This window comes from Alkalihalobacterium sp. APHAB7 (assembly GCF_048323755.1).
Taxonomy (GTDB): domain Bacteria; phylum Bacillota; class Bacilli; order Bacillales; family Bacillaceae_F; genus Alkalihalobacterium.
In genome coordinates, this window is record NZ_JBLWFS010000018.1 from 50431 (window position 1) to 62542 (window position 12112).

Sequence of the window (12112 nt, forward strand, 5' to 3'; positions counted from 1 at the left end):
CCCCTTCCTTCCCACCTTTACGAATTGGCACAATAATTGCATTTGTATGGGTAAGAAACTAGGAGGGATCATTATGAATTTTAATTTATATAAACCGAAAAAACATTGGAAAGAAATAGAGATTTGGAAAGATGTAAGTGATGATGAGTGGAATGATTGGTTATGGCAACTCACGCATACAATCCGTACATTAGATGATTTAAAAAAAGTCATTAACTTAACCCCTGAAGAAGAAGAAGGCGTTAAAATTTCAACGAAAACAATACCTTTAAACATTACACCGTACTATGCCTCACTCATGAATCCTGATGACCCACGATGCCCGGTTCGTATGCAATCAGTACCGATATCAAAAGAAATAGAGAAAGCAAAGTATGATTTGGAGGATCCTTTGTCAGAAGACGAAGATTCACCAGTTCCAGGACTGACCCACCGCTATCCTGATCGCGTTTTATTTCTCGTTACGAATCAATGCTCCATGTATTGTCGTTATTGTACGCGACGCAGATTTTCAGGACAAATTGGCATGGGTGTTCCGAAAAAGCAATTAGATGGGGCAATTGAGTATATTCGTAATACGCCTCAAGTTCGAGATGTCCTTATTTCAGGCGGAGACGGTCTACTTGTTAATGATCAAATCTTAGAGTATATCCTAAAAAATTTACGTGCGATCCCACACGTAGAGATCATTCGAATTGGGACACGTGCACCTGTTGTGTTTCCACAGCGAATTACTGAAAACTTATGTAATATCTTAAAGAAATACCATCCAGTTTGGTTGAATACTCACTTTAACACTTCATTTGAAATTACTGAAGAATCAAAACGAGCTTGTGAAATGCTTGTGAATGCAGGTGTTCCTGTTGGTAATCAAGCGGTTATTTTATCAGGAATCAATGATAGTGCACATATTATGAAAAAGTTAATGCATGATTTAGTGAAGATTAGAGTCCGTCCGTATTATATATATCAATGTGACTTATCGGAAGGAATTGGTCATTTTCGTGCTCCAGTTTCCAAAGGGTTAGAAATTATTGAAGCCTTACGTGGACATACGAGTGGTTATGCTGTTCCAACTTTCGTAGTTGATGCTCCTGGTGGGGGCGGAAAGATTGCCTTGCAACCGAATTATTTAATCTCTCAATCTGCTAATAAAGTAGTTCTTCGCAATTTTGAGGGAGTCATAACCACTTACCCAGAACCAGAAAATTATAATCCAGGAAAAGCAGATGATTATTTTGCTCAATATTATGGAATAACTGGTAATGAACTTTCGATTGGTATTCATTCCTTGATGAAAGACGAACAAACAACGCTTATGCCAGAAGGACTTCAACGTATCGACCGTCGTAAAAATTATGAAAGTGATGAAAGTCATCAAACGTTAAAAGATCGCCGTCAAAAGCGAGATGAAATGAAAAAGAAAAAGTGGCTGGCAGAGCAGCAGAAGACGATACAAAGTGAAAGTAAAAAGGAGGAGAATTAGAGTATGATGAAATGTGAATGGTGTCACTCAAAAGATACACTACAAACGACAAAAGAAGCGTATTGGGAGCTACCAGACGGATTAAAAGCGATTCAAATTCATAATATCCCGTCTATTCACTGTCAATCCTGCGACATGAACTATATTGAAGAGTCATTGGTTGAAGAGATTGAAGACCATTTGTTTCTCATTCATACCCAGGACCTCCCACATTCCATTGGTTATGACACACTTATGAATCAACCACGGATATTGAAAAAAAACTATTTTAGAATGTAAGAGTGTGGTTAATTTATATATTTTCTGAATAGATGAATAAAGCGGCTGACTCTAAATTCTAGAGTCAGCCGCTTTATGATTAAGTTGCTTTGACCAAATACACATATCTTCAAATCCACTACTAATGATGCAGTTATTTACTAATTTTCCTCCATAATCATAGCCTAAGCGTTTAATAGTCACGTTCATACCTGGTGACAATGCTCGCGTTAATGAATACATGCAATACACACCTCGATTGAACAATTCCCTCTCTAACCTAGTGATGATGTGTAATAGAAACTGCTTTCCTCGATAGTCAGGATCAGTCGCACAGTCCGTGATTTCAGCACTTTTATATTCATTAATCATCGCCGAGGCTGCACTCACTATTTTATTTTGATCTTTAATAACAACAAAAAAGTAATCGTCCGTCATTATTTTTCTTATATAGCCCTCATCAAAAATCTTGGTCGGATATTTTTCAAACACCTTTTTATATAGTTGAACGAGACCCTCTACCTCATTATGACTAGCTAATTGCAACGAATACTGGCCTTCTAATGGTGAAAGTACCTTTAGATTTTTTGTTTGTTGAACTGTCCTCATAATTTTCTCTTGCTCTTCCAATTTCTTTGAAGTTTTTCGGTCTTTTCCTCTATATTGACTTACAATATAACTATCGAATCCACAAAAGAAACTTGGAATTTTCCCTTCTAACTCATAGCCTTGTTGAACGAAATGATCAATGTATTCTTTCGTCAAATACACTATGGTTTTCGATGGTTTGTGCTGTTGTTTCAACTGATCAAGCTGTGCTATTTCTTGTTCCCTTGCAAGCGGAAAATAGGCAACAATCCGATCATTATATGAATCTATTTCGATTTGATTTTCCATTTAATCACCTACTAATTCACCGTCGCTAGCGAACAGTTATTTTTATTACTCATCGTTTACCCCACACCAATCAATTAATGTGAGTGCGATAATTTCAGCAACTTCAAACATTCTCTCAAGCTCAATGTATTCGTTAGGGAAGTGCGCGATTTCGGTTGTGCCCGGACCGAAAACAATAACTGGTATCCCGCCTAATTTTTCTAATAACCCTCCATCTGTTCCCCAAGGAGAGGCTTCAATCTTTGGTTCAGTCTGTATTACTTGTTCAAACTTCGACTGAAGGATCCCCATTAATGGATGCTCTTCATCTATGGTACCAGGTACCCATCTTGCACCGAACCAATCAAGTCCAACTGGTTTTTCCCTAAACCATGGGTCTATTTTCTCAAGGTTTTTCAAGCAAAGATTTAGTTCTTCTTGAGCATGTCGCATTTCTTCATCTGGTGCTACACCAATCCTACCTTCAATAATGACCTCATCTGCTACGGAAGACGGCCAGTTGCCGCCTCTAATGACACCTAAATTAATCGGAATCGGTATTGGCGTATTTTCATAGAGTGGATCTACTATTCTAGCATTTCGAATTTTTTCTAAGTTCTGAAGTTCTTGAATAACTATCATTGCTTTTTCAATTGCACTAACACCCTCATAACGAGTGCCTCCATGTGCGGAACGTCCTTTAACAGTCAATCGAAACCACATGGAACCTTGTTGTCTCGGAAATATCTTCATATTGGTTGGTTCAGGAATGATAGCTGCGTCTGCTTTGTATCCTCGAATTAAGGTTCCTAAAGTACCAGCCCCTCCACTTTCTTCTTCTATGACACTTTGAAAAATGACATCCCCATTTAATTGAATCCCAAGTTCTTTTAATGCTTGAATCGCTAATAACAGAGAGACGGTTCCACCTTTCATATCAGTCGTGCCCCGCCCATACATTTTTCCACCTTCTATTTTGCCACTGTACGGGTCATCCGTCCATTGCGTTACATCTCCTTCAGGTACAACGTCAATATGACCATTTAAAATAATGGATTTCCCTTTGCCAATTCCTCTTTTCACGCCTACTACATTTGGACTTTTCAAGAAGCTCTTTCTCGTTGAGCAGAAATACGGATGAGTAAAAATATCTCCTGACACTTCCCATTCGTCAATTTCTAGATCAAGCTTCTGTAAATGGTTTATAATAGCTTGTTGAGCTTCATATTCATTCGTTTGTATACTTCGGTTTCTAACAAGTTTTTGTAAAAGTTCAATCCCGATGACTCTATTTTCGTTGATCCATGAGTGAATAAGTGTTTGATAATCTTTATTCATCGTTTGCCCCCTCCTCGTACGATTTAGAGTTTTTGAAATCAGGTGGTATTGTTAATGGACACCCCGTTCTCTCTATAACTTCCTCTACTGAATAATTACCCAATGTTTCATGTAGAACTAAACCCGAAGATGTTACTTCTATTACTGCCATTTCAGTAATTATTAAATGAACACAACGTGAAGCTGTTAATGGAAGTTTGCACTCGTTTACAATTTTCGGATTTCCTTGATTATCCGTGTGACTTAATAGAACAACGAGCTTTTTAGCCTTAACAGCTAAATCCATGGCTCCACCCATACCTGGTACACGTTTGCCTGGTACAATCCAATTAGCTAAATCTCCTCGTTCACTTACTTCTAATCCTCCTAAAATTGTCATATCAAGCATTTGTTTACGGACGATAGCAAAAGCCGTTGCACTATCAAAATATACCCCGCCTTTACGTATGGTAATCGGAAATCCTCCTGCATTACATAAGTTCTCATCCTCTTCTCCGGCAAACGGCTTTCTTCCTGCACCTACAATTCCATTTTCAGCATGGAACATGACCTTCCAGTCTTCAGGTATATAGTCTGCAACCAGGGTAGGGATCCCGATTCCTAAGTTCACACACATGCCAGGAGTAATTTCTTTGGCTGCACGCTTTGCCATCCGAACACGGTCTTCTACTCCCAAACCCATTTCCAATTCACCCCTTCACTTTCAACGATAACGTCTACAAACACTCCAGGTGTGACAATCAGCTCTGGGTCGAGACTGCCTGCAGGAACAATCTCTTCCACTTCAGCGATTGTTACCTCACCAGCCATTGCCATAAGCGGATTCATATTTCTTGCAGTTTTATCATAAATAAGATTGCCGTATGTATCCGCTTTCTTAGCAAAAATAAAAGATACATCAGCAGTAAGTGGTTTTTCCAAGTAAAAACGTTTGTTATCAATCTTCACCGTATTTTCTCTAGAACTATTGTATGACTGAAGGCCACTGTCTACAAGAATTCCCCCAAGACCTACTCCACCTGCACGAATCCTTTCAGCAAACGTTCCTTGAGGAACAAATTCAATTTCTAACTTGTTTTCATTCATTAATCGACCAGCTACTGGATTGGAACCAATATGGGTTGTAATCATTTTAGCGACTTTGTCTTTACAAACTAATCTCCCAATTCCAATATCAGGGAAACCAGCATCATTACTAATTATCGTTAATGAGTTGATATCACTATGAAGAAGCACATCAATCGCCGTAGGCGGACTTCCTACACCACCAAAGCCACCAATCATAATCGTACTTGAACTCCTTACATAATCGAGTATGTTTTCTTTCGACCGTACTTTCTGAAGTGACATGCGACTAACTCCTTTCTAGCTTAATTATGCTTTGTTCAGTCAAAATGAATGTTTTAGCGAGGCGCTCTACAAGTTGGTCAATCTCTATTGGTGTAATGGTTAATGGGGGTGCGATTAATATTCCATTGTTATCTAAGCCGTTTTGACCAGAAGCAGCAGGATATAACAATAAGCCTGATTCTAATGCGTGATCGATGACTCGTTGACTCACATTCCAATGTCGTGGAAACGACTTCTTCCGTCGGGGATTTTCCACCAATTCAATCCCAATAAGCAATCCTTTTCCACGAATATCACCGATGAACGGAAAACGTTTCGCTAATGGCGTTAACTTTTTCTTTAGTAATTCACCTTTAGCTTCAACCTCATCTATCACTTTGTTTTTTAATGTATAGCGAATGACCGCTAATGCTGTTGCACACGATTGAGGATTGGCACTAAATGTATGACCGCTCATAATTACTTTTGACCCCTCTTCTATCGGTTTCATCACTTCATCCGAAATAAGAGTTGCCGCAATTGGTGCATACCCACCACTTAGCCCTTTTCCAATGGCCATAATATCAGGTGTTACGTTCCAATGCTCGATAGCAAACATCTTTCCTGTTCTTCCCATTCCCGTCATGACTTCATCAGCGATAAATAAAATGTTATAACGCTGGCAAATTTTTTTTATTTTTTGATAATATCCGTCGGGTGGTAATATCGCTCCACCTGCAGCACCAATCACCGGTTCTGCCACAAACGCTGCGATGTACTTGGCACCTATTCTTTCAATTATATCTTCTAATTCTTCGGCACATTGTAAGTGACATTTTGGATAAGTAGAGTGGAATGGGCAGCGATAACAGTAAGGAGGTGATAAGGAAGGGTAGTTTTCAAGTAGCGGTTCAAATCGTTCGCGACGTGTAATAAAACCTGATAATGATAAAGCACCGATCGTTATCCCATGATAGCTTAATCGCCTTGAAAGAAATAATTGTTTTTCTGGTCGCTGTTTTTCTTGCCAATATTGAAGGGCGACTTTCATGGCCGTCTCGATTGCTTCTGTACCACTATTGACGAAAAAAGACCAATTGAGTGCGCCTGGTGATAATTCACTTAATTGCTTCGCCAGTTGTTCTGCTGGTTCGTTCGAAAACTGTGAACGGTATACAAAAGAAACTTTCTTGCTTTGTTCGTGCATCGCTTCGATAATCTCTTGTACTCCATGACCAATATTAGCTGTTACTGCTCCAGAAGAACCGTCTAAATATTCATTTCCACTTTTGTCATATAAAAAAACCCCTTTACCATAATGAATAATGGGATATTTTTTAGTAAGGAACGGTTGAATTAAATATTTTCTCTCCATCGCTTTCCTCCTATATGACAGGTTAACTGCAATCGGAAATGCTTTGAAAATATGTTCGTTCTATTCCTACAGTTTATTCAAGATCAATACTGTCAATGCCAATGAAAAAGAGTTGCTCCTCATTATCGCTTGATCCTCTCGGTTTACTGCTTTTGAGAGTGTCTAACAATACTAAAGAGTCAACTCTTATAACTGGTTACTTATAACCTTTACCTTTTGTTAGCATACACGGTACACCTTTACCGATCGCTCCTGGCTGTGACATCTTTTCCATATAGGCAATGCCTCGATTACACTTCGTTTTACAAGCGAAACAAACATCAGAAGTTACAACCTTCATATTAAATGCATGTTTGTTCACTTGTGGTAATAGTACTTTCTTTTTTGACGAATTTTTTGCCATATCCATTTCCCCTTGCATTAAAAAAGTATAGTAAATGATATGTCAATGAAGGGGTTTTGGTTCATCGCCTATATCGTGAACAAATAAGATTTACAAAGTATAAATTTACATTTATTTCAAACAATAGATTTAATACTTTTATGATAGGAGAACCGACATGTGATATACATTCATATCTTTCTTAAAACAATACTTATGTTTTCAGCCGGAATTACAGCTTTTCGTTTGATGGGAAGTCAAGCGGTTGGAGAAATGACGGATTTCGATTTAGTCGTTGTAATTGCAATCGGTGCATTAATGGGAGCGCCACTCGTTGATCCTTCAATCCACCCACTCACTTCCATCATTGCTATTAGTGGATTTGTAGTAGCACAAGTAGTTTTTAGTTTTTTATCTTTAAAATCGGATCGGTTTGAAGTATTAATTATGGGACGTCCAATCCAAATTATCCGTAATGGGAAAGTAGTAATGAATGGATTGAAAAAAGCTAGAATGACCACCAATAACCTAGATCAGGAATTAAGAATTAAGGGAATTGAAACAGTAGACAAAGTAAAAGACGGCTTCTTAGAGCCCAATGGAAAAGTAAGCTTCCTACTGAGTGAAATTCCTGCAAAAATGAATATTGATAAAAAAGAGACTCCTTAGAAAAGAAGCCTCTTGAAAATAGAAGGAAACTACATGGCTACAATTAAAAACCCTTCATTTGTTGTTTCTTCGCTATTATTCTGTTGGAGCCGGTAACTTATAAGATCAGCTGATCAATTTGTTGAACGAGTTTAACAATTTCAGGTTTACTTACTTGTGCACTCGCGCCGACTTTTTCACCTTTATGGAACAAATCATCCGTAATAAGAGAAGAAAATATGACTACAGGCAGTCCAGCCAGTCTTGCATTATTTTTTACTCTTAGTGTCAGGTGATGACCATCCATTTGGGGCATTTCTAAATCTGTAATTAATAAATTGACTTCTTCCAATGGGTCAAGATCAAGATCACACGCTAAACCTTCAAGGTATTCCCAGGCCGCTTGACCATTTTCAAAAAAGAGAACATTATCATAACCAGCTTCTGCTAACGTATCACTTAATAATTTTCGTAGAATAGCTGAATCTTCAGCGGCTACAATTTTTTTTGCTGACCGTTGCCTAGGTCCGAGAACCTTTAAACTATCTACGTTGACACCTGATTCTGGGCTTATATCAACAACGATTTTTTCAAAGTCCAGTAATAAAGCCATTCCTTCTTCCATTTTCACGATCCCGATAGTCTGGGCTTGCTCTCCTTGAGAAAGTTGACTTGGCTTTTCAATTTGTTGCCAAGATATGCGATGTATCCGTGAAACGCTATGAACATGAAAAGCGACTTTGACTTGATTTAATTCTGAAATAATAAATTTATCCTGTTCTGGATTTTCAGACGAAGGAAAGTTTAATACTTTTGATAGATTAACAACCGGAATAACCTCTTGACGTAAACGAATGACTCCCTCAACATAGGAATGTGCATTCGGTGTTTCAGTAATAGGTAGTGGATTAATAATTTCTCGTACCTTTAACACATTAATCCCAAATAATCCTGTACCTACATTAAACATAACTATTTCTAGTTCATTCGTTCCTGTTTCTAGTAATATTTTATCATTAACCATGGAAATCCTCCCGTTTAAACCACTTCTTTATAACCATATGATAAGTGAAATCATAGTCTAGTACAACAATTATATTTATTCTGGGCCATTTTCTACTTCAAAGTCGGTTACTTCCATTAATTCTTTCTCTTCTAGGTGATACATCGTTCGCCATAAGTGAAATGCCACTCGGTCCACCCAATGAATCGAGTGAACTTTTTCAATCGCAACACTTACATCAAGTTGACTTTTAGCTGTGGTTTTTATGATATTCATTCTATCCTCTTTACGAATTTCTGCTATTTCCTTTGAATTCATCTCAACGAGACAGACTAGATTTTCGAGCTGTTTATTTTCAATACTTCCACTAACTTGTTCGAATACTTTGGCTAACTTCATTAGTAAGGTTAAAGTATTTTGGTCACGTTTTAGTTTTTCAATTGACTCAATCTCTTTTAGTGCTTTAATTAAACGATCGATATGATCAATTGCATGAATCATAGAAACGTGTCGGCTGTACTCTCGGTCTGAATGACTGACAGACTCGGAATTTACTTTAGTTAAAAAAATCCGAATTTCCACTAAGGCATTTTCAGCATCCTCAAGCTTTTTCTTTAAGTAAATCAGTGGCTTTTCACCTTTGAACACCGTAACAAATGATATAGAGATTAACCCCATAATCTTTAATAAAGTTCTTCTTACGGCCTCTATTGCTACAGGACCGACTGTTGCTACACTGTGATCTAAATGCTTGGTTAAATGCTCTCCTTTTTCAGGGACCATTTTAATCACTAGTTTAATAAACAAGGGCATAAATGGCACAATCAATAAAACTCCAATTATGTTAAATAAGGTGTGAAAAATCGCTAGTGACACACTTTGGTCGGTAATGTACAGTAAATCACTTATATAAAACACTGCCGAAATTAATAAAGGTAATGCTAATAACGCAAGTAAACCTGTTAGAAGGTTAAATAAAATATGTGCAACTGCTGTTCGCTTTGCCGGAGTCGAACTGCCAATCGCTGCAATGATCGCTTTTACAGTCGTACCGACATTTTGCCCAATGACTAAAACAGCAGCTTGGTCAAATGAAATAGCACCAGCGTAAAGGGCTGTTAACGTGGTAACAACAGCAGCACTTGAGGATTGCATAATAACCGTCATCGCAATCCCAAATACAATGAGTAACAGCATATGCAAAAACGTATCTCCTGAAATAGCGCCCAGGTTGAACATATCTCCGATACCTGACATTCCTTGCTGTAAAATATCAATTCCTAAAAATAATAGACCAAAACCTGCGAGTGCCATTCCGTGGGGGGTTAATTTCCCTTTTGAAAAAAGCTTTAAAAACACACCAATTCCGATTAAAGGCAACGCAAGTGTCGACATATTCACTTTAAATCCAATAACGGATACGAGCCACCCCGTACTGGTACTACCCACATTTGCACCGATAATAACTCCAACTGACTGCGTAAATGTTAGTAAGCCTGCACTGACAAAACCAATCGTCATGAATGTTGTCGCACTTGACGATTGGATTAACGCTGTAATTGTCGCACCCGACAATACTGATGAGATCGTTCCACCCGTAAACCTACTTAGAAGCTGCTTTAAAGCATCCCCTGCTAACGCTTTTAAACCATCTGTCATCAAGGTCATTCCAAGAAGAAATAACCCGATTCCCCCTAAAACAATTGTAAAAGTCCCCATAACTCCGCACCTATCTCTCTTTCTTCACAAGTATCTATTTTTAGAGTGATCCTATAACTTAAACTGAGTGTTTAACCTCTCTTTACTTCCTGTCTCTATTCTAACGCAGTTCTTACAACCTCAAAAGAGTTTCTTGTATAGTTTGAAAATGATGAGGTAGAAAATTGGATAGACGAGCGCCTAAAGGCCTAGAATTGAGAGGAATTGAGGAAAAAATTAGGAGAATCCACTAACCAATAATCCTGAATAGTGCACCCTTAGAAAATCTTAGAACAAACTACCAACCAACCAATATCCCGGATGACCGCACCACTTAAAACACACTATCCTTTAACAAACAAAGCCATAAAAAAGAAACGCCAGGATCATCCAAAAGATCCTAGCGTTCTTCCTTTAGGGTACGTATTAACAACAATCACTGTTCCCTATAATAGTTAAAGCCTCTTTACCAAACTCATTCGTTACACAATCTAACGTTATATTCTCCACAAAAGGGATAACGTGATCCTCAATTGCTACAGTTAAACCATTAATCGTTTCAATCTTATCGCTCTCTTCTGGCTCATCCAGAGCCAGTCCTAACTTTGGACCCCCTCAACCCATGCCAGCAAATACGACACGGATTGATGAAGAATTGTTTTCTTCCATTGCTGCTAATATCAGTGCTTTGGCTTTATCTGTAATAAACATGTTCTTCACCTCTTTTCTTTCTTAAAGTATGTAAGGAATAGTAACTTTTGCCAAGCTATGTTATAAGGTTTATATACCTTTCAAAATTGCCATACGCAAAGCGCTTAACATCATCTTCTGAAAAATGTTTAATTAACTCTTCAATAAAATCAGGATATTTACTTGCGTTTTCTAGTCCTTTGACGAAGACGGAAATTCCGTCAAAATCAGATCCAAATAAAATATGATCCTTTACTCCAAGGGAACACAAATGATCGATATGTCGAATGCAGTCGGTAATCGTTGCATGCTCAGTCCCTGTTAAAAAGATCGGATGCCAAACGAGGCCTACCCAACCACCCTTTTTAACTAATTCTAAGATTTGTTCATCCTTCAAATTACGTCGATGATCACACAGGGCACGAGCATTACAATGAGTCGCAACTGGATAATCTGCTAATTCCATGACATCCCAAAAACCCTTTTCACTAAGATGAGCGACATCGGTCCATACTTTATGTTCGTTATTTAACTGGACGAGCTCTTTACCTAATAAGGTAAGACCAGCTCCGCGTGGCTCACCGACCCCATCAGCACATAAATTAGCTTGGTTCCAGGTAAGGCCAACAGACTTGACCCCAAGTTGATAAAAGATGTTTAACTTGGTAAGGTTATCCCCGATACAGTCAACTCCTTCGAGTGTTAGGACAGCTCCAATCTCTCCGTCTTTTAATTGAGCAATATCCTTCCATTCCTTAATATGCTTCACCTTATCATGCTTTTTAATGACTTCTGTTTGAAATAATTCAATTTGCTTTAAAATCGATTGATACTTTTCTTCGATAGTTAAATCCGGCTCAGCGAACAATGCAAAACATTGAACTTTCACACCGCCTTTTATTAGTCTTTCATAATTGGCATCAATCTCATTAGAATTCGTAAAATTACGCTCTTCTTTTTCCCAAAGTTTTAACAGCGCATCACAATGTGCATCAAATATTTTCATACTTTCCCTCCTTTTTATAATAG

12 protein-coding genes are annotated in these 12112 nt (G+C 38.1%); 3 read left to right on the forward strand and 9 right to left on the reverse strand.

What is annotated here, in order from left to right; translation table 11 throughout:
* The first annotated feature begins 73 nt into the window (after positions 1-73).
* The gene (gene ablA / locus ACNSTQ_RS16145; protein ID WP_418200845.1) at positions 74-1486 is read left to right on the forward strand and encodes a lysine 2,3-aminomutase; all 1413 of its coding nucleotides are present in this window, start codon (positions 74-76) and stop codon (positions 1484-1486) included.
* Positions 1487-1492: 6 nt separating this feature from the next.
* Positions 1493-1765, forward strand: a complete 273-nt coding sequence (locus tag ACNSTQ_RS16150) for a YokU family protein (protein ID WP_418200881.1) — start codon at positions 1493-1495, stop codon at positions 1763-1765.
* 51 nt (positions 1766-1816) lie between these two features.
* Here the strand turns inward: ACNSTQ_RS16150 and ablB are convergent, their stop codons facing one another.
* The 6 genes from ablB to ACNSTQ_RS16180 form a co-directional block, all read right to left on the reverse strand.
* Complete coding sequence (ablB, locus tag ACNSTQ_RS16155) at positions 1817-2641, reverse strand: putative beta-lysine N-acetyltransferase (RefSeq protein ID WP_418200846.1); 825 nt, start codon at positions 2639-2641, stop codon at positions 1817-1819.
* A gap of 45 nt (positions 2642-2686) precedes the next feature.
* Positions 2687-3958, reverse strand: coding sequence for a peptidase (locus tag ACNSTQ_RS16160; RefSeq protein WP_418200847.1), 1272 nt, complete (start codon positions 3956-3958; stop codon positions 2687-2689).
* Positions 3951-4640, reverse strand: coding sequence for a 3-oxoacid CoA-transferase subunit B (locus tag ACNSTQ_RS16165; RefSeq protein WP_418200848.1), 690 nt, complete (start codon positions 4638-4640; stop codon positions 3951-3953). Before ACNSTQ_RS16165 ends, ACNSTQ_RS16160 begins: the two co-directional genes overlap by 8 nt.
* Positions 4625-5308 carry a CoA transferase subunit A gene (locus ACNSTQ_RS16170; RefSeq protein WP_418200849.1) on the reverse strand — a complete coding sequence of 228 codons (684 nt, stop codon included), beginning with the start codon at positions 5306-5308 and terminating at the stop codon, positions 4625-4627. The genes ACNSTQ_RS16165 and ACNSTQ_RS16170 overlap by 16 nt, the downstream gene beginning before the upstream one ends.
* Positions 5309-5312: 4 nt before the next feature.
* The gene (locus ACNSTQ_RS16175) at positions 5313-6662 is read right to left on the reverse strand and encodes an aspartate aminotransferase family protein (RefSeq protein WP_418200850.1); all 1350 of its coding nucleotides are present in this window, start codon (positions 6660-6662) and stop codon (positions 5313-5315) included.
* A gap of 196 nt (positions 6663-6858) precedes the next feature.
* Positions 6859-7065, reverse strand: coding sequence for a hypothetical protein (locus ACNSTQ_RS16180; RefSeq protein ID WP_418200851.1), 207 nt, complete (start codon positions 7063-7065; stop codon positions 6859-6861).
* Positions 7066-7224: 159 nt separating this feature from the next.
* On the opposite strand from ACNSTQ_RS16180, the gene ACNSTQ_RS16185 reads away from it, so the two are divergent.
* Positions 7225-7713 carry a DUF421 domain-containing protein gene (locus tag ACNSTQ_RS16185; RefSeq protein WP_418200852.1) on the forward strand — a complete coding sequence of 163 codons (489 nt, stop codon included), beginning with the start codon at positions 7225-7227 and terminating at the stop codon, positions 7711-7713.
* A gap of 97 nt (positions 7714-7810) precedes the next feature.
* On the opposite strand, the gene ACNSTQ_RS16190 is transcribed toward ACNSTQ_RS16185, so the two are convergent.
* From ACNSTQ_RS16190 to ACNSTQ_RS16200, 3 genes are all read right to left on the reverse strand, one after another.
* A complete protein-coding gene (locus ACNSTQ_RS16190) occupies positions 7811-8716 on the reverse strand; it encodes a chemotaxis protein (protein WP_418200853.1) in 906 nt (301 codons plus the stop codon).
* A 75-nt stretch (positions 8717-8791) separates the two neighbouring features.
* The gene (locus ACNSTQ_RS16195; RefSeq protein WP_418200854.1) at positions 8792-10414 is read right to left on the reverse strand and encodes a Na/Pi cotransporter family protein; all 1623 of its coding nucleotides are present in this window, start codon (positions 10412-10414) and stop codon (positions 8792-8794) included.
* A 745-nt stretch (positions 10415-11159) separates the two neighbouring features.
* A complete protein-coding gene (locus ACNSTQ_RS16200) occupies positions 11160-12089 on the reverse strand; it encodes a dipeptidase (RefSeq protein WP_418200855.1) in 930 nt (309 codons plus the stop codon).
* Positions 12090-12112: the final 23 nt, after the last annotated feature.